The sequence below is a fragment of the Dietzia sp. Die43 genome (assembly GCF_024519835.1).
In the GTDB taxonomy this organism is placed as follows: domain Bacteria; phylum Actinomycetota; class Actinomycetes; order Mycobacteriales; family Mycobacteriaceae; genus Dietzia; species Dietzia kunjamensis.
Window position 1 is genome coordinate 1 of record NZ_JALJRF010000022.1, and the last position, 16,430, is coordinate 16,430.

Annotated in this window: 22 protein-coding genes; 9 read left to right on the top strand and 13 right to left on the bottom strand. The window is 66.9% G+C overall.

Annotated elements, in window-relative coordinates; genetic code table 11:
• Positions 1–409: 409 nt before the first annotated feature.
• From NR111_RS16330 to NR111_RS16385, 11 genes are all read right to left on the bottom strand, one after another.
• Entirely contained in the window at positions 410–694 is a 285-nt protein-coding gene (locus tag NR111_RS16330) for a hypothetical protein (RefSeq protein ID WP_256821419.1), read from the bottom strand.
• A gap of 183 nt (positions 695–877) precedes the next feature.
• Positions 878–1,156 (bottom strand): hypothetical protein, encoded by a 279-nt coding sequence (locus tag NR111_RS16335; RefSeq protein WP_182659571.1) that lies wholly within the window; start codon positions 1,154–1,156, stop codon positions 878–880.
• A 4-nt stretch (positions 1,157–1,160) separates the two neighbouring features.
• Entirely contained in the window at positions 1,161–1,487 is a 327-nt protein-coding gene (locus NR111_RS16340) for a hypothetical protein (protein WP_017836510.1), read from the bottom strand.
• Positions 1,488–1,491: 4 nt separating this feature from the next.
• The gene (locus NR111_RS16345) at positions 1,492–2,286 is read right to left on the bottom strand and encodes a ParA family protein (RefSeq protein WP_067715302.1); all 795 of its coding nucleotides are present in this window, start codon (positions 2,284–2,286) and stop codon (positions 1,492–1,494) included.
• A gap of 175 nt (positions 2,287–2,461) precedes the next feature.
• Positions 2,462–3,367 (bottom strand): ArdC-like ssDNA-binding domain-containing protein, encoded by a 906-nt coding sequence (locus NR111_RS16350; RefSeq protein WP_182659570.1) that lies wholly within the window; start codon positions 3,365–3,367, stop codon positions 2,462–2,464.
• Positions 3,368–3,528: 161 nt separating this feature from the next.
• The gene (locus NR111_RS16355; RefSeq protein ID WP_069388970.1) at positions 3,529–3,771 is read right to left on the bottom strand and encodes a hypothetical protein; all 243 of its coding nucleotides are present in this window, start codon (positions 3,769–3,771) and stop codon (positions 3,529–3,531) included.
• 425 nt (positions 3,772–4,196) lie between these two features.
• Positions 4,197–5,618 carry a ParB N-terminal domain-containing protein gene (locus tag NR111_RS18580; RefSeq protein ID WP_308202025.1) on the bottom strand — a complete coding sequence of 474 codons (1,422 nt, stop codon included), beginning with the start codon at positions 5,616–5,618 and terminating at the stop codon, positions 4,197–4,199.
• A 112-nt stretch (positions 5,619–5,730) separates the two neighbouring features.
• Entirely contained in the window at positions 5,731–6,015 is a 285-nt protein-coding gene (locus NR111_RS16370) for a hypothetical protein (RefSeq protein ID WP_017838461.1), read from the bottom strand.
• Positions 6,016–6,148: 133 nt separating this feature from the next.
• Positions 6,149–6,691, bottom strand: coding sequence for a hypothetical protein (locus NR111_RS16375; protein WP_182659567.1), 543 nt, complete (start codon positions 6,689–6,691; stop codon positions 6,149–6,151).
• 500 nt (positions 6,692–7,191) lie between these two features.
• Positions 7,192–7,533: a hypothetical protein gene (locus NR111_RS16380; protein ID WP_256821422.1), complete on the bottom strand. Its 342-nt coding sequence runs from the start codon at positions 7,531–7,533 to the stop codon at positions 7,192–7,194.
• Positions 7,534–7,579: 46 nt separating this feature from the next.
• Positions 7,580–7,831 carry a glutaredoxin family protein gene (locus NR111_RS16385; RefSeq protein ID WP_017838632.1) on the bottom strand — a complete coding sequence of 84 codons (252 nt, stop codon included), beginning with the start codon at positions 7,829–7,831 and terminating at the stop codon, positions 7,580–7,582.
• Positions 7,832–8,192: 361 nt separating this feature from the next.
• On the opposite strand from NR111_RS16385, the gene NR111_RS16390 reads away from it, so the two are divergent.
• From NR111_RS16390 to NR111_RS16415, 6 genes are all read left to right on the top strand, one after another.
• The gene (locus NR111_RS16390; protein WP_152428109.1) at positions 8,193–8,450 is read left to right on the top strand and encodes a hypothetical protein; all 258 of its coding nucleotides are present in this window, start codon (positions 8,193–8,195) and stop codon (positions 8,448–8,450) included.
• Positions 8,451–8,618: 168 nt separating this feature from the next.
• Entirely contained in the window at positions 8,619–8,846 is a 228-nt protein-coding gene (locus NR111_RS16395; protein ID WP_152428110.1) for a hypothetical protein, read from the top strand.
• Between the two features lie 651 nt (positions 8,847–9,497).
• The gene (locus NR111_RS16400; protein ID WP_256821425.1) at positions 9,498–9,770 is read left to right on the top strand and encodes a hypothetical protein; all 273 of its coding nucleotides are present in this window, start codon (positions 9,498–9,500) and stop codon (positions 9,768–9,770) included.
• Between the two features lie 642 nt (positions 9,771–10,412).
• Positions 10,413–11,264, top strand: coding sequence for a nucleoside hydrolase (locus NR111_RS16405; protein WP_172815703.1), 852 nt, complete (start codon positions 10,413–10,415; stop codon positions 11,262–11,264).
• 122 nt (positions 11,265–11,386) lie between these two features.
• Positions 11,387–11,803, top strand: a complete 417-nt coding sequence (locus NR111_RS16410; protein WP_256821426.1) for a hypothetical protein — start codon at positions 11,387–11,389, stop codon at positions 11,801–11,803.
• Positions 11,796–12,929 (top strand): hypothetical protein, encoded by a 1,134-nt coding sequence (locus tag NR111_RS16415; protein WP_256821427.1) that lies wholly within the window; start codon positions 11,796–11,798, stop codon positions 12,927–12,929. Before NR111_RS16410 ends, NR111_RS16415 begins: the two co-directional genes overlap by 8 nt.
• Positions 12,930–13,207: 278 nt before the next feature.
• Here NR111_RS16415 and NR111_RS16420 read toward each other — a convergent pair whose 3' ends face one another.
• A complete protein-coding gene (locus tag NR111_RS16420; RefSeq protein ID WP_256821428.1) occupies positions 13,208–13,786 on the bottom strand; it encodes a hypothetical protein in 579 nt (192 codons plus the stop codon).
• A gap of 57 nt (positions 13,787–13,843) precedes the next feature.
• Complete coding sequence (locus NR111_RS18845) at positions 13,844–14,293, bottom strand: helix-turn-helix transcriptional regulator (protein ID WP_081615145.1); 450 nt, start codon at positions 14,291–14,293, stop codon at positions 13,844–13,846.
• Between the two features lie 122 nt (positions 14,294–14,415).
• Here NR111_RS18845 and NR111_RS16425 point away from each other — a divergent pair, with 122 nt between their 5' ends.
• Genes NR111_RS16425 through NR111_RS16435 form a run of 3 tightly spaced genes read left to right on the top strand, consistent with a single transcriptional unit; the run spans position 14,416 to position 16,387 of the window.
• Positions 14,416–15,087 (top strand): hypothetical protein, encoded by a 672-nt coding sequence (locus NR111_RS16425; RefSeq protein WP_256821429.1) that lies wholly within the window; start codon positions 14,416–14,418, stop codon positions 15,085–15,087.
• Positions 15,088–15,135: 48 nt separating this feature from the next.
• Positions 15,136–15,468, top strand: a complete 333-nt coding sequence (locus NR111_RS16430; protein WP_109148968.1) for a hypothetical protein — start codon at positions 15,136–15,138, stop codon at positions 15,466–15,468.
• 43 nt (positions 15,469–15,511) lie between these two features.
• Positions 15,512–16,387, top strand: coding sequence for a hypothetical protein (locus NR111_RS16435; protein ID WP_256821432.1), 876 nt, complete (start codon positions 15,512–15,514; stop codon positions 16,385–16,387).
• The last annotated feature ends 43 nt before the right edge of the window (positions 16,388–16,430 follow it).

Genomic DNA, 16,430 nt, shown 5'->3' on the forward strand with positions numbered 1-16,430 from the left:
GCTCCTTTCGGGTTCGGGGTGAGTGGCCTTGTGGCCTGCTCTGCTTCTAGTGTACACGCATCATGCGTGTATGGTACGTCTATGGCGCGTTAATGTGCTCTCACCTGCGGGTTTTTCGCGCCACCGCCTCGGCTGTGCCGTTCGCGCATGGCCCCCCTTTCCCTGACACCTGCCGATCTGGTGTGTAGCGAACGGAGTCAAGGAAGGGCACCCGGGCGGCGGTGAAGAATCTGCCCCGAAATAAGCGCAGCGCGGGGCAGATTGTTTGCCGACGACCGGGCGGCGGCGAAGCCGACGCCGACCTTGACACCGGTAGTGGAGCACCAAGACTCGCAGTGGCAGGGAAAGAGGGCTGACCACCGACTACCTGTGGTGGAAGGTCTTGCCCCCGCCCGTCGGGTGGGGCTTGCTAAGCCAGCCGCAGAACGTCTGACCGTGCAATCGAGTTCGCGCGTTGTGACTCGAGCTGCAGGCGGCGAGGGTCGGCCATGAATGTTTTGAGGGCGTTGGCGCTTGGGAAGTCGATTCGTTGAATCTCGATCGGATCGGTAGTTGCTTGGCGTTCGACTTGATCGCGCGAACAGAGTCTTCCGCCGTGATCGGCGATAAGCGGAAGGACTTCGTCCTCGTAGAGGCGAAGGGCGTCCTCCCGGCCGGGGTACGGCCACAGCAGAACGCAGAGCCTGACAGTCACGGACCAATACTATGCGTGTGCTGCGTTTTCACGCCAGGGCCATTTGGCATCGCGCGACGGAAGCCCCCGTGGTGGATCTCGACCCGGTTGCCGCGTTGGGGGCTACGTCGCGGGAGTCACCAGGCGGTGTTGCACGCGGGAGCTGGCCCCAGTCGACTCGCGGCGGTGCGGAAGATAGTGCTCTTAGTGGGTGAGGGTGCGGGTTGCTCGGAGGGTGGCGAGGAGGTCGGTGCGTCCGGTTGGGGTGATGCGGGGTGCGATGACGGCGTGGGGTTCGTCGCCGAGGGCGATGAGATGAGCGTGATGTTGGCCGGTGTTGGCGGCGTGGATGTCGATGGTGGTGGCTGCGGCGTGGTGTGCGGCGAGGTCGAGGGCTTCGGCGTGGCTGCCGGTGGTGGCCAGGGTGTCCTGGTGGAGGAGTTGGCCGGTGGGGGTGGTCGTGGTGATGGTGACGATGTGCATGGGTCTACCTCTTGTAGGTGGTGCGGCCGCCGGCGCGGAAGGGGCTGGTGTCGGAGTGGTAGGGCTTGCCGTCGTTGTATTCGGCGTCGAGGCGGTCGAGCAGCTCCTCGAAGGCGCGGACGGTGAAGGCGACGGCGCTGGGCAGGTCCTCGTCCTTGTCGAGGGCTTCGCAGGTGCCCCAGATGCGTTCGACCAGGTCGGCTGGCAGGCGCATGTTCCAGTTGCGGTATTCGGGGGCGTCGGCCGGCCGTGGGGTGCCCTCCCCTGCTGCGGCTTGGGCGACGAGGCTGTCGGTGGTCTTGCGCTTGCGGACGGGCGGTGTGGCGGCCATGGGTTCAGGTCCTTTCGGCGGTCAGGGTGGTGAGCAGCTCGTGGAAGCTGTCGCGGACGGTGACGGCGGCGATGTCGCGGAGCTCGTCGAGTCCTTGACCGTTGGCGGCGGCTTCGGCGATGAAGGCGCGGCGTGGGATGTCGTGGGGGTGGACGGTGTAGCCGGATTGGGTGGCCCAGTCGCGGATCTCGGTGGCGACGCGGCCGTGGGTGGCGGTGCGGGTGGTGTCGCGCAGGTTGATGAGGATGTCGGGGTCGGGCAGGGGCCGGCTGGGGCGGAGGTCTTCGTTGATCTCGTCGACGAGCTCGCCGGTGTCGCTGATGCCGTTGAAGGAGTCGTTTTCGGGTTCGGTGACCAGGAGGACCCGGTCGGCTGAGTAGAGGGCGTTGATGGTTCCCAGGGACAGGCCGCGGTCGCAGTCGATGATGACGAGGTCGTAGTTGTCGCGGACGGTGTCGAGGGCTTTGTGTAGGACTTTTCCGGGGGCCACTCCCCCGAGCGCCTGCAGGGCTGCGGCGAGTTTGCCGCGGCCGGAGGGGACGATGTCCAGGCCGGGGCGGCGGGTGGTGTGGGTGGCGCCGGCGAGGGTGACGCCTGGGGTGCGGGCGTAGATGTCGGCGAGGGTGTGTCCGTCGGGGTCGCGGTTTCCGAGGATGCGCAGGGCTACTCCCCCTTGGGCGTCGTGGTCGATGACTAGGACGCGCTTGCCGCCTGCGACGGCGGTGTGGGCGAGCATGAGGGCGGTGGTGGTCTTGCCGACGCCGCCCTTGTGGTTGGCGATCGCGATGACCGTGGTCATTGGTGCTTTCCCTTCGTTATGCGTGCATGGTGCGAGTATATCGGCGCATGGTGCGGGTATGTCGCACGTGTGATGCTTGGGTGCGGGGCGTGTCGTGGGTGATGTGCGGGATGGGTGGCCGGCGGTCGGGCGTGGTGCTTAGCGGAGCGGCGCCACGCCCGACCGCCCCGCCGGCCTAGCCGGCGGCCTCCTCGTCCTGGTCTTCGTCGGTGAGGGCGTCGGCGATGAGGTGGACGGCCTCCTGGACCCGGACGGCGGTGGCCTTGATGGTGTCGGCCTGTCCCCCGCTCCAGCTGGCGAGGTAGCCGACGCTGTAATCGCTCGTGTCGAGGTCGTGCAGTGCGGCCACGACGTAGGCGACGGATTCGGCCTCGAGTTCGCGGGTGGCCTGGTCGGGCTCGTTGGTGAGCTTGCCCTCTTCGTCGGTGTGCAAGATCGCGTGCGCGGCCTCGTGGATGGCAGTCTTGGCGGCGTGGGCGTCGGACAGGTCCGCGTCTACGACGATGCGGCGGGTTCCGTCGACGGTGCAGTAGCCGTTGGACTCGCCGGGGATCTGCTCGCGGGTGACGGTCCAGCCCTGGCCGGTCATCCACTCGCTGATGCGCTCGTAGAGGGCGGCGTGGTCGTCGCCCTGGAGCTGGGCGACGGGGGCGGTGAGCTGCTCGACTCCCTCGATGGGGTCGGTCTGGGAGATGTCGAACACGCTGACCACGGGCGGTGGGCACTTAATGGCCTTGCGGGTGGTCTCTCCGGTGGCCTCGTCGGTCTCGGAGACGAGGCGGAACGGCTTGCCGAAGATCCGGATCCCCTTCTCACCTTTGCGGACCTGGCGGCCCTTGGCCTGCCACGCCTTGAATCCGGCGACCTGGGTCGCGTGCGGACACTGCACCTGGATCAGCATCGTGTTGTTGAAGCTGTAGCGGTGGAACGATCCGAGGAAGTCCAGCCACCTGAGCCACTGGCCGGACTGCATGAGGGCGTCGACGGCGGCGGACAGCTCGTCGTGCATCTGCTCGACCTTCTCGGCGCGGGCCGCGCGGGCGGCCTCTTTCTGCTGCGGGGTGTAGGTCTTGCGGGCCATGGCTGGCTCCTTTCGGGTGCGAGGTGAGCGGGTGGTCCCGGCTCTGTCTTCTATTGTACACGCATCATGCGTGCATGGTACGTCTATGGTGCGTTAATGTGCTCTCACCTGCTGCGGGTCCGCCGGGCCCGGCCCGCCGATTGGCGGGCCGGGGACTATGGCTAGAGGTGCAGCTGGTCGGTGCACCCGGTGCAGCGGCTGCCGCTCTGGCCGGAGGTGATGACCTCGGCGCAGTTGGTGCAGCGGCGGGCGGGGTGGACGAACGCGGCGCGGCCGTTCTCGTAGTGCCACAGCACTTCGGTGCCGTCGGGATTGGTCACGAGCCGGATTTCGGCCGCGATAGTGCGGCCCTCGTCCGGGACCTCGAGATCGAAGGTCTCGAGCAGGGTGCCTGGCTTGGTCATGGTGGTCCTTTCGGGTGCGGGGTGAGCGGGTGTTCCCGGCTCTGTTTTCTATTGTACACGCGTCATGCGTGTATGGTACGTCTATGGTGCGTTAATGTGCTCTCACCTGCGGGTTGTTCGCGCCACCGCCTCGGCTGTGCCATTCGCGCAGTGTCCCCCTTTCCCTGACACCTGCCGATTTTCGTGCGCAGCGAACGGGGTCAAGAGAGGGCACCCGGACTGCTGCGACGAATCCGCCCCGAAATAAGCGCAGCGCGGGGCGGATTGGTCGTGGCCGGCCGGGCGACGGCGAAGCCGGCGCCGACCTTGACCCCGGAAGTGGAGCACGCACAATCGCGGTGGCAGGGAAAGAGGGCCGCCCACCAGTGCCCACCCAGAGGCCGGGCCACCGTCGCTTGGACGGTAGCCCGGCATCGGGAGGGGTCTTACAGCTCGTCGGTGTCGACGTGGTCGCCGCAGGCGCGGCGCTCGACGGGGGACAGGGCGTAGCCCTGGTCCTCGATGAACCGGAGGTAGGCCACAGTGCGGCGGTCGATGTGTCGCCAGGAGCCCTTGTGGGTGTTGACCTCGTGGGCGATCAGGCACATGGCCAGGCTGGTCATGGTGGCTTTAGCTGTGGTCATCGCCTCGGTGTCCGGGACCGTCAGGTAGGTCTCGCGCTCGCCTCGCAGTCGGTCCGCGGAGAGCAGGTGCGGGCTGGTGGTAATGGTGGCGGCGACGAACGCGGCGCTGTTCTTCGGCGCGGCCTTGCGGGCGCAGAAGGTCTTGAGCCAGTCGCGGCGGACCTGCTCGGCGGCAAGCCACGCCTTGTTTGCGGCGATGACGTCGCGTCGTTCGGCCCGCTTCTGCTCGCGCTCTTCCTCAGTCGGTTCGCCCTGGGACGCGGTGCTCCACGGGGTTTTCCACCCTCGGGCGGCGAGGTCGTCGCAGTACCAGCGGGCCTGGACTACCAGCGCTTCGTGGACCTGGCTCCGGATGATCGCGTCCTCGGGCCGGTCCTCCTCGTCGTCCTCGTAGATCTCGTACGGGTCGACCGGCTCCCCGGTGGCCGTGAGGACGGTGGTGAAGTCGGCATCAAGCCGGACGGCGAGGTGGTCGCCAGGGTTGTCGGGGTCGATGGTGACCTTCTCACCGGTCTCGACGTCGACCAGCCTGTCGACCCACTCGCCCTTGGAGTCGTAGGCGGGCCAGCCCTCGAGGACGGGCACACCCTTGGCCTCCCACTGGGCGCGGGCCTCGGCCAGGGCGGCGGCGATCTGCCGCTGCTGACGCAGGCGAGCGGCCTGGTGCTCGAACTGGCCGGTGGCGGCGGCACGGACGAGGCTGTCGACGGCGCGGTCATCGTCGGCGAACTCGGCAACGACGGCGGCTTGGGTGATGGTCAGGTCGTAGCGGTCGAGAGTGTCGGTGTCGGGCATGGTGGTGGCCGCGTCGACGGTGGAGCGGTCGACGCGCAGGCGCTTGCTGATCTGGGCGGGGGAGATGCCAAAGGCGGCGAGCTGGGCGATGGTCTCGGCCTGCTCGCGGGTGGTGAGGTTCTGTCGCTGCTGGTTCTCGTCCCACTGGGCCGCGATCAGGTCAGTCTTGCCGTCTAGGTCGTCTGCCGGGGCAGAGGTGACGATGACGGGGACCTGGTCGAGTTCGGCAGCCACGGCGGCGAGGGTGCGGCGGTGGCCGTGCCTGACGACCAGGTCGTTGTTGTCGTCGCGGTAGGCGTTGATCGGCTCAAGGAGGCCGTGTTCGCGGACGCTGGCGACCAGGTCGTCGGAGGCTTTGGCGTCGCGGATGTTCGAGACGAGGGTCAGCTCGGAGGGGCTGACGTGGATGAGGTTCATCGTGGTGTCCACGGTGGTCCTTTCGGGTACGGGGTGAGCGGCCTTGTGGCTGCTCTGCTTCTAGTATACACGCGCCATGCGTGTATGGTACGTCTGAGGTGCGTTAATGTGCTTTCACCTGCGGTTATGGCGCTGGGGCGTAGACGATGTGGGGGACTCCTTGGTGGGTGTAGTAGCCCTCGGTGTAGGTGCCGGTGTCGGAGGGTTCGTCGTGTCCGATCGCCCACACTTGGGCGGCGAGGTCTGCGGCGTCGAGCTCGCCGTCGGGTGAGTGGTGGGGGGTGACGATTCCGCTTCGGGGGCCGATGGTGACGCGGCGGGCGCGGTGGTCTCCGGCACGGGCGAGGTTGACGGTGTCGCGCATGAGTTCGCGCAGGTTGGTCGAGCGCAGTGGTTCGGCGGTGGTCATGCGGCCAGAGTGGCACGGTTCGTGGGCGTCGGCGGCTTCGGTGGACACCTGGGCGCGGGTGTTGTGGGGGAGGGGTGGGGTGTGAAATGCGCTGGAGGGGGTCGCCAGGCGGGCGACCCCCTCCAGCGGCCGGTTAGGGCATCAGGACGTCGAAGTGGGTGAGGCGGACGCCGTTCTTGCCGTTGCTGGTGAACCGTGCGGAGATCGCGCGGGCGCGGGGGCCGATGGTGAGGACTGCGGCGACGTAGTGCACGGCCATATGCGGCGTAACCTGAACGGTATCGACCCGGGGTTCGATGAGGGTTGCGCGGTCGGTGTCGTTGGTGCGGGCCTGGCGGGCGACTGCGGCGCGGTTGATCGCTGCGGCTCCTGCCTCGGTGGCGATCTGGTCGAGGTTGGTTACGCGGCTGCGCTGGCGGTTGTAGACGGCGACGGCGACGTTGATGGCGCGGTCGATCTCGCGGCGGACGCGAGCGTCGACGGTGACGGGGCGCTCGGCGGGTGCGCCGTGGTTGCGGTCGACCTGCTGGGCGATGTCCTGGTGGGCGGTGGCCTCGATCTGCTCGGTGAGCCAGTCACTGGCCACGAGCGGGGTGACGCCGTAGTGGCGCATCTCGGCGTAGGCGGCGGCGATCCCCTCGGCGCCGGGGACGGTGAACGTGGGCGACGTGAGCATGGTCGCTCCTTTCGGGTTCGGGGTGAGTGGCCTTGTGGCCTGCTCTGCTTCTAGTGTACACGCATCATGCGTGTATGGTACGTCTATGGCGCGTTAATGTGCTCTCACCTGCGGGTTTTTCGCGCCACCGCCTCGGCTGTGCCGTTCGCGCAGGGCCCCCCTTTCCCTGACACCTGCCGATCGTGTGGGCCGCGAACCGGAGTCAAGAGAGGGCACCCGGACGGACGCGGGGAATCTGCGGCGAAATAAGCGAGCGCAGCGAGCGCGTCGCAGATTGGTCGTGGCCGGCCGGGCGACGGCGAAGCCGGCGCCGACCTTGACGCAGGGAGCGGAACACAAAGACTCGCAGTGGCAGGGAAAGAGGGCCACCCACCGGTTCGCCCCACCACCGGGCAGTGCCGGCGTCCACGGCCAGGGATCTACGCCTCGGGAGTCTGCGGGCGGTGTTGCACGCGGGAGCTGGCCCCAGTCGACCCGCGGCGGCCGGGCAGATAGTGCTCTTAGGTGGTGACGGGCAGTGCTTCGGATCGGATGCTGATGCCGATGTTGCGGGCTTTGGCGCCGCTGAGTTGGGGGTGGTTCCGGCCGTGGCTGTCGGTGTAGATGGTGGCGGCCAGGTCGTGTTCGTCGGCGTCGATGATGACGTCGTCGCCGATGGTGAGGCTGGTGTGGGCGTTCTCGGCGAGTTGTTTGCGCAGCTCGACGTCGTAGACGACCTCGCCGGTGAAGGTGCGGGCGGTGGGGTTGTAGGCGCGGTGTCGCACTTTGATGGTGAGCACGCTGCTGCCGGATTTGAGCTGGTTGAGGGCGCCGATTTCGATGACGTTGCCGTCGATGACCATGGCTGGTCCTTTCGAGTGTGGGGTGACTGTTCGTCTGCGACTCAGCTTAGCTGGGCCCGTACCTGGTGGTGATTGTCCTGATGTGTTCGGGCCGGTAGCCGCACCACTGGAGTTCTGGGGTGATGACGACTGGCAGGGCGGTCACCCAGTCCTGCTCGGTGAGTCCCTCGAGTGCGTCCGGGTCTTCGTCGATGTCCACGTACAAGAACGCAACACCGGCTTGATCCAGGAGCTTTTTGGTCCTTATGCACGGCGGACAGGACTCGCGTCCGTAGAGCGTGACGAGCAAGCCGGTCATGGCTGGGACAGCACCCCCAACGTAGTCGTAGTGCGGCCCTCGGACAGTTCAGGAGAGGCCGTGTGCATGGGGCAAGAGTACGACCGCTCGGAGTCAGTGGACGCTGGTGACATCACGGTGGGGGAGCAGACCGAGGGGCGTGGCTAGGCCGGCGCTCTCGCGCTGGCGTCGCGGCGGTCGGGCCCACCGGAGGGGAGTGGCGACCGCGGGGGGCTGCTCGACGAGGAGGACGAGGAGGGGTGCGGTGCCGCGGAGCAGGGTGTGGGCGAGGGCGCTGCCCGCGAGCCTCAGCGTGAGTGAGACGTGCGCGAAGAGCGTGGAGCCCGCGGAGAGTCCGCGCTGTCTCTGCGTGGCTCTCGGCGTGCCAGCAGGCGCGCTCACCGCAGATGCGGGCGGCCAGCTCCTGGGCCCTCGTCAGCGCACCTGTACGACGGGACGCGGCGTCCAGGTCCAGAGTGGAGGCGGCGGACCAGAGCGTTCCGCGGCCGGTGCCCACCCGGGTAGCGAGCCCGGCGTCCTCGAGCTGCCGGAGGAGGTGGAGGACCCCGTGGGTGGCGTCCCCGGGAGGGAGGCCCAGGAGAGCAGCGAGTTGGCGGGTGGGGGAGGCGGGGTGGCGTAGCAGGGTGAGGAGGGTGCGCCGGCTGGTGTGGCGGAGGAGTCCCCAGAGGGGGTGCTGCAAGGGCACCGCAGGGCTTGTGACGTCATGGTCGGTTTCCCCCCGGTAAGTGGTCGCGGGGACCGCGAGGTCATACCGGGTGGCTTCCCGCGGGGTGGTGGAGCTCCACGGGTGGCTCACGACAAGCAGCCCTCGCTTAGCCAGGGCCGCGAGCCTGTCGGACGCTGCGCCGTCGGACAGGTGGAGTGCGAGCTGCAGATCTCGGCGAGCGATCGGCCGGCTCGCCAGTCCGTACCCGTCGCTGAACCGGTCGATGACCACGGCGGCAGCTGCCTGGAGGTCGGCATCACCCCACCAGCGGATCTCCTCGCGTGCTGCGTCGAGGGTGCGGCGGTCTGACTCGGGGATCTCAGGGCGGAATGCTCGCGCACGCCGAGCGATCGAAGCCCAGTGCTGCCGACAGGCGGACCAGTCAGAAGTCCGGTCGTCCCGGCGGGACACCTCGTCACGTTGACGAAACTTCCCGAAAGCAGCAGTGCGCTGGTACCACCACAGCGCGGCGGTCGCCGAGCGGATGCCGTGACGCCAAAGAACCCACGCGGCGTCCGTGGCGGCCGCGGACCGGTCGCGGCGGGTGTCGTCGTTGAGGATCGCCCAATCCTCGGGCGTGAACTGTGCGCGCCGGCGCCACGCTCGAGGTGCTTCGGTCACCAGGCGCGTGCCGTCGTCAACCGGCAACGGCAGGGGAATGGCTGAGGGAGCCGGCTGTCGACGACGCAGCCGCTGTGGCGCGGATCCCCGCGCGTCGCGAGGAAGCGATGCCTGGACAGATCGGATTACCGTGCGAACGTCAGTCGCTTTCCCGGTCTCGAGGTCGACGAGCTGCGCGGGACGCCCCTCGGGTTTGAGGCTTACGCTGCCCGGCAGTCGAATGGCCTTGCCCTCACGGTGGTCGATCGCCGCGGCCGGCAGCCGATGGTGCTCACGGATGAGAGCGACACGTCGCAAGAGCTCGTCGCGGCCGTGCCTGGTCGCCGGAATACACCAGAGGTGAAGACAGTCGTCGCGCCCGGAGGCGACCGCGGCGACGACCACGGTCGCAGTATCCGCAGCCGCCTGACGAATCTCGGGGACTACCAGTTCGGCGCACTCGTCGATGTCGAGGGCGACCAGCTCTGGACGTGGCTGGGCGACGATGGCCCATGTTGCGGCTTCAGTGCCGAGGCGAGCGCGGCGCACGAGCTGGTCGGCGTTGCCGCTACCGACCTGGATCGCTTGGTTGTCGCCCTGGGTCGGAGCGAGAGCCCATGCGCGGACGGTTGAGTCCGCCAGGAGAGCTGCGAGCTCCGCGAGGGCCGCAGTATCGACGACGGTAATGGTGGTTGGAGGGTCTGGCTCAGTCGAGACGAGTTCCGGCGCGGCGGTGCTGGACACGTCCACAGGGTGTGAGCTACCCTCAGAACAGCTTCGCAAGCAGTTCTGCCTTTCAGGTGGGGCACCAAAAACCGGTTCGAGCTGGTAACTCTTTCCGGTCACACTCTCAAGATCGCCCTTCGGTTGCCTCCGGGGGGCGATCGCTTTTGTGTGGGTGCGCTATGCAGTTGATCGTGTGCGCGTGTTCTATGCGCTAAGCGATGTCTGCGAGCGGCGGCTCCTCTAATTGGTGGCGTGGGAACAGGGCATCAGCGGGGGTCTCTCGGATCTCGTCAGTCCGGCCGACGTGAGCGGCCAGGACATCTGCGACGTACTGGGATACCGATGTGCCAGCGTCGGCAGCCCGACGCTGAACCTCATCGTGGACGTCGCGCGCGAGACGCGTACCGACGAGTCGTCGATCACCCTTGTGTGGCTGTGCCATGACCGCATTCCTACCGGTATCTGTAACTGTTATGGCGGACGACACGCCGCTGATGGCCATGGCGACACTATAAACCGGTGTCGGCGTTTCTCGCATACCCTGCTTGGGTGCGAATCTTCATTGACACTGACTGCGGCGTTGACGACGCTCTGGCCCTGGCCGTGCTGGTGAGCCGTCCCGAGGTCGAGATCATCGGCGTGACCACGACTTCGGGGAACACCTCAGCCGTGCAAGCGGCGAGGAATGTTGCCGACGTGCTCGCGGTGATGCGACACCATATACCGGTGATTGCCGGTCCTGTGCCGGGTCCCACCTTCACGCCCCGCCTGGTGCACGGCCCTGATGGGCTGGGCGGCCACGGTTCGAGGCCGGATCGACCGGGCGATCCGCACGCCGCGTCCAAGGCGATCCTCGAGTTCTGCGAATCGGCGGGGTCGGAGGATGTCCTGCTCTGTCTAGGTCCGATGACCAATCTAGCTGCGGCAAAGCCGCAATCGAGCCCGCGCATTGTTGCTGTCGGTGGCGCCGGCATCGTCGGAGAGTCGGACCCGGGACGAGATCCCAACTCGGAGGTAGACATTGCCGCGAGTACATGGGTCGTCGAGAATCTCGGCGTAGATTGGGTGACGATCAACGCTGGGGAGCACATATGGCTCAGAGAGTCGGAGTTCGGTTCGACCACGGCCAGCGGGCGCTTTCAGCGGTCGATTCACGAGGCCTACGGGTGGCATTGTGCGCAGAGGGCAGGGCGGCAAGTGTGGTCTCCGTCGGCTTACGACACGATTGCCGCTCTTGCTGCGGTGGGATCTGAGTTGGGGAAATGGGAGTGGGTGACCCCCACCTTCGTCGGCTCCTCAATGTGGGGAACGCCAGGGGGCGATCACCGGATGCTGACGGTTCCAGCCGATGAGTCCTGTGCTGGGGTCGTTCGGTCCGCCGTATCGAAAGCGCTGGCATGAACAGACGTGAGCTGTTCATGGCTCGTCGTCGAGCGCGGCGGGCACTGCGCGGCATTCGCTGCGCGCGGCCGTGGACTCGAGAGTCTTTGCTGGGGGAGATCTCTCGACAGCGGGGGAGACCCGTGACAGTCGAGCAGATGGAGGGAGCGCTGAGTACGGAGGCGTGCGGCCTGCTGGTCCAGTTCGACTCTGCGGACCACATCATTCTGGGTGCCGGCACACCGCAGTGGCACCAAGATGCCGTGACGGCCCACGAGATCGCCCACCTGCTCCTGGGACATCGGGGAGACCTCGCCACGCCGGACGCGGCCCACGGAATGGACGCGTACTTTCCGGATCTGGACTTGAGCGAGGTTCACCGCCTGCTTAAACGCGAGAACCACTCTTCGCTAGAGGAGTACGAAGCGGAGTTCCTCGGCACACTCATCCTTGCGCGTATGACCACCGGGATCGAGGTCGAGAGGCAGTTGCGCCAAGCCCAGGATACGTCTGGTGGGCGGGAGCTATGGCGCGCCTTTGGGGTGGATAACCATGCGTAACTTGCTGCCAGCCTGGCTCGATTTCACGCTACTTGCGATCACCTGGGCGGCGATCTTGTGGCGGGTGTACGCGGCACGCAGCGGTGGAGCTCCCCGGCGGCTAACCGAATCACTGGCCGCGGGGGCTGTGGCCCTGACATTGAAGGTGGGCCCGATCTACGACGTCGTTGAGCCGCTCCTTGGGGCAGCGATCCTGCGCGCACTAATTCATGGAGCGTGCCTCGTGGCGGTGGCTGGCGTGATCTTGCTCTGGTTTGCCACGCAGGGCGACGTCAAACACCCACGGCTGGTGCCTGTCCTCTACGCCATTAGCGGCGGGCTGACGGTGCTACTGGTCATCACTGCCGCTGTAGCCCCACGCGCTGGTGACCAAATGGAGTCTGCTCCAAGCGGCTGGGCGTTGTGGTACTTCGCCATCTTCTGTCTTCCCACGTTGGTCGGATTGGTTCTGCTGGTCAAACAGCTCATCGGCTCCTGGGGACTAAGCCGGTCGCGGCTAGTCGGCGCGGTGGTGACGCTGGTCTACGCCTTCCTGGTCATCGACAACTTCACCGTGTTTGTGGCCGTGGGGTTCAGCGCTCTTCGAGATGATCACAGTCTCCTAGACGGCCGCGGTGTACCAAACGGGGTCGTCTTCGCAGTTCTTCTGACAATTGGTGCCGTCATTTCGGCACTGGTGGCCAACCGTGGAGCGGAAGATAGCTGGGTCGATCCGATGACGGCTATGTGGCTGGACCTGAGAACGGCGTGCCCTGAGGTGGCTCTCAGTGATCCGTGGAGTCTGCGCGGCAAGGAGCAGCGCCTCCGAGCCATCGTGGAGAGCGTCGACGCTCTTGCTCATCTGGCGCCCCTGGTGAACGACCGTCATATGCGCGCAGCTCGCAAAGTAAGCGCCGAACCTCCGGCACTGATCCTCGCACTCGCAATTCAGGACGCGTCGATGCAGCGCGACAGGCGAACAGACCACCTCGGTGACGAGGGTCTGCTTGCCGTCGACGCCGTCGGCCAGGCGGGGGAGCTGTCGGTGCAGTGGCAGCGAGCCAAGCAACTACGACACACGGCGGGACACGGCAGCGAGAAGGGCTTTTCGCGTGGTGTCGACCGGTTTGCCCCGCAGTCGGACTGACCTTGCACCTGCATTCACCAGGTGCCTGAGCAGCTCCAGCTGCTCATGAATTTTCTCGTCCCCATCGCTGAGGTAGCGACCGGGGACCTTGAAGAACGCAGCGACAGCCTCGCATTGGGCTTCGGTGAGCACTGACTTCCCCGCGAGCACGTCTCCCAACAGCTCGGGAGTAACGCCAACCGTCGGTGGCGTGTGCGCAGCAATTTCCTCGACGGTGCGCATCCCACCAGAGGGATCACGCCATACACACATGAGTTGCTGAAGTCGGTCCGCTTGCGTCATGCGTCCTCCCCGCGATCACGTTTGGCGTCCGGCATCGCCAGCCATCTACGCAGCGCAGCGCCTTCGTCGAGTTCGGAGTCCGCACGCTCGGCCAGCAGCGGAGCTACTGCGTCAACGACAATATCGCTACCAAGTCCGTGGGTATTCGCGGCCAGTAACTCCGTGATGAACTGACCATACAGCGGGGCCACTGCCTGGGCGAGGTCCTCGATAGCCTCGACCAGGTCGGAATCCTGGGCGCGGTCACTGGAAAGCTGCTGTAACCGGAATGTGGCGGCGGTGAGAGCAGCGACCTCGCCGTGGGAGATCGTGACCCCCGACGGTGCAAACTGCACTTCCGCCGTCTCTCGGGGAGTGGGAGTGCCTCCTTCAAGAGTGCTCGCTGCGCTACCGATCGTCCACTCCAGCGACCGGTCAAGAGCGTCGAGGATCTCGGGGGTTATCACCTCGGTGTCTCCGCGTTCGATTCTCACCATGAGGGGCGCCCGCGGGCCGCCCCGGTCCCGGACTTGAATCAGGTTGAGCGAGAGCTCGGCGCGCCTCCTCCGTACCGCGTCGGCAAGTCGAGCTGTCATGTCCACAAGCCTAGGCCGGACACCTGTCAAGTTCTTTGTGGACAGGCCCAAAAGCAGTTAACCGCCCTGCCCGCCCTCACCTGCGGCAGCGATGACCTCGTCCGGGGTGATTCCCAGAGCATCAGCGAGATGGGGAACACTATGCGCCGCCAAGGGGCTGTCTCCACGCTCAATCGCCCCATAATGCGAGGTGGAAAGGCCAGCGCGTCGCGCGGCTTCACCTTGAGTCAAGGCTCGGAGCACACGCCAGTCAGCGAGAGTTCTGCCGGTATCGGGAATGTCGACCAGGTCGGCAACGGTAACGGTGCTCGAGAGCGCCGCACTCAACAGTTCTGCCAACCGACCCAACATATCCGCCTGAGGGATCTTCCGACCCCGCTCCCAAGCACGGACTGAGCCCGAACTCACCCCCAGTGCATCACCCAGCGCAGCCTGCGAAAGGCCCGCGCTGCGACGCAAATCGACAAGAACCTCGGGGGAGAAGGCATGGGCTGAGGCCCTTCCCATGTGCACTCCTCCGTCGCCGTCCTGATGTTTCCCCACGACTTTACGGTTCCGTCCTATAGTGACGTTGACATGCGCCCCGGAGGGGTTAGAGTGTCACTATAAAACGGCGACAGGGGTAGACCATGCACCAATCTCGGACCGCGCTCAGGGGAGCGCTCGTCGGAACCACCGCAGCGATTGTCGCGTTCGGAGGCGCCACTCTCGCCCTGGCCGGCACGCAGGCAGGTATCACCGAGGCCCAGAAGCCAGCGAAGGCGACGACGGCTCAGGCCGCGGTCGTGGAGGGTCAGGCGTCGACCACTCGGGCCACGACTCGTGCGACGCCTGCTCCCGCAGCAGCGCGGGCGAAGCCAGTGGCGCAGCAAGCCGGCATCTCCGCGGCCGTCGAGGTCAAGAAGGCGAAGAAGGAAGACAAGCCCGACCCTCGTCGAGAGCAAGCATCGGAGGCTGCCGCTCCGGAGGCTCCCGCGGTCCAGCAGGCGGTCGCGCCCGTGCAGCAGGCCCCAGCTCCGGTGCGTCAGGCGCCCGTGCAGCAGGCCCCAGCTCCGGTGCGTCAGGCACCCGTGCAGCAGGCCCCAGCTCCGGTGCGTCAGGCACCCCTGCAGCAGGCCCCGGCTCCCGTGCAGCAAGCCCCGGCTCCGGTGCGTCAGGCACCCGCTCCAGCTCCGGCGCCTGCTCCGGCGCCGGTCCAGCAGGCCCCGGCACCCGCACCGGGCCTCACGATCGACCTGGGAGGCCGCGGCGCGGTGACGCCTCAGGCCCCCATCGCCCCCAAGCAGCTCCACATCGGCTGACGGTCGCCCGACCGCCAGTGCTCACTCACACATCGAAGGAGAACCACCATGGATCCGATCTCGCTTCTCATCGCCGGAATGATCGCTAACACCGCCATCCCGGCCGCGGCCGCGTCTGCGGCACCCGCCGTGGCCGGTGCCGCCGCGGCGGTCGCCACCGCGCCCGCATGGGCAGTTCCCGCAGGAATCGTCGGTACCGGTGTCGCCGCCGGCGGAGGGTCGGCAGCGCTCGGCCTGGGCGGCGCGGTGGCGAGCAACCCCCATGCTGCAACGGGCGTCGAGAACGCGTTCCACGACGGCATGAACAACGCCAAGGACGCGGCCGCTGGGTCGATCAACGGCCTGGCCATCCCGGGCGTCCCGCCGATCCACTTCAACTGACCGCCACAGCCACCGAGGGCTTCGAGTGATCTAGGAGGGCAACGTGTCGAAAAAAAACAATGACGACGCGGACTCGCCGCTGCGGCCCGTCGATCCAGTAGGTGGGCCGGACGACGGGGCGGGGGAGCCCGACTGGATGGCTGCACTCGGTGTGGAAGCGGCCGCTGGCGAGGTGAAGCTGCCGCCGACGCCGGATCCGCCGCGTGCACCGGACGAGACCGAACCAGACCAGCCCTGGATGGGCCAGCTGGTGGGAGCTGGACCGGCTCAGGTGTCGGACGAGGTAACGCCGCCACCGTCCGGTGAGGACCCGGCGGCAGTGGAACCAAGAGCGGTGATAGCCCAATCTCGTCGTAGGCGTGATTGGGCTATCCCCGCTGCAATGACGTGTTTGCTCGTCGTACTGGTCTGCGGCGGCGGGCTGCTCGTGGTCAACAAATTCTCCGATGGGATGGATCAACCAGCGGACCTGTCCGCCGACTTGGCGGAGATCGAGGGTCGCTCCGGTGACCTCTCAACAGAGGGCACCGGGACGACGCAGGATGCGGTTTTCCAGTGCGAGGGGTCGGAGTCAGGCGAGACGGTGACCGGCGACGGCGCGGGGGACACCCGATCGGTGGCCGGCGTCGTCCTGGCCTTCCAGCACGCCTACTACTCCGAGCGCGACGCGAAGAAGGCACTGAGTCTAACGTCCGACGACTCACCACTGGTGAACGTCGAAGCCCTCCAAGAAGGGATCGATTCGGTCCCGGAGGGCACTGAGCACTGTGTCTCGGTCACGGCTGACGGTGCGAAAGCGCAGGTGAAGATCACTGAGGCGCGGCCGTCTGAGACCCCTGAAACCTTCGTCCAACAGGTCACCACCAGTCGTGACGGTGACCGAGTCGAGATCGTCAGTATTGCGGCGGAGGAAGAGTGATGGCGGCCCCGATCATGGCTCAGAGTCGACGGGATGTCCCCGC

What these genes read in the sequence shown, in the direction of transcription:
- NR111_RS16430 (WP_109148968.1), top strand. Translation starts at nt 15,136, where the DNA reads ATGGATCCGATCTCGCTTCTCATCGCCGGAATGATCGCTAACACCGCC.
- NR111_RS18845 (WP_081615145.1), bottom strand. Translation starts at nt 14,293, where the DNA reads ATGGGAAGGGCCTCAGCCCATGCCTTCTCCCCCGAGGTTCTTGTCGAT.
- NR111_RS16375 (WP_182659567.1), bottom strand. Translation starts at nt 6,691, where the DNA reads ATGCTCACGTCGCCCACGTTCACCGTCCCCGGCGCCGAGGGGATCGCC.
- NR111_RS16350 (WP_182659570.1), bottom strand. Translation starts at nt 3,367, where the DNA reads ATGGCCCGCAAGACCTACACCCCGCAGCAGAAAGAGGCCGCCCGCGCG.
- NR111_RS16355 (WP_069388970.1), bottom strand. Translation starts at nt 3,771, where the DNA reads ATGACCAAGCCAGGCACCCTGCTCGAGACCTTCGATCTCGAGGTCCCG.
- NR111_RS16340 (WP_017836510.1), bottom strand. Translation starts at nt 1,487, where the DNA reads ATGGCCGCCACACCGCCCGTCCGCAAGCGCAAGACCACCGACAGCCTC.
- NR111_RS16335 (WP_182659571.1), bottom strand. Translation starts at nt 1,156, where the DNA reads ATGCACATCGTCACCATCACCACGACCACCCCCACCGGCCAACTCCTC.
- NR111_RS16345 (WP_067715302.1), bottom strand. Translation starts at nt 2,286, where the DNA reads ATGACCACGGTCATCGCGATCGCCAACCACAAGGGCGGCGTCGGCAAG.
- NR111_RS16415 (WP_256821427.1), top strand. Translation starts at nt 11,796, where the DNA reads ATGCGTAACTTGCTGCCAGCCTGGCTCGATTTCACGCTACTTGCGATC.
- NR111_RS16370 (WP_017838461.1), bottom strand. Translation starts at nt 6,015, where the DNA reads ATGACCACCGCCGAACCACTGCGCTCGACCAACCTGCGCGAACTCATG.
- NR111_RS16385 (WP_017838632.1), bottom strand. Translation starts at nt 7,831, where the DNA reads ATGACCGGCTTGCTCGTCACGCTCTACGGACGCGAGTCCTGTCCGCCG.
- NR111_RS16380 (WP_256821422.1), bottom strand. Translation starts at nt 7,533, where the DNA reads ATGGTCATCGACGGCAACGTCATCGAAATCGGCGCCCTCAACCAGCTC.
- NR111_RS16420 (WP_256821428.1), bottom strand. Translation starts at nt 13,786, where the DNA reads ATGACAGCTCGACTTGCCGACGCGGTACGGAGGAGGCGCGCCGAGCTC.
- NR111_RS16425 (WP_256821429.1), top strand. Translation starts at nt 14,416, where the DNA reads ATGCACCAATCTCGGACCGCGCTCAGGGGAGCGCTCGTCGGAACCACC.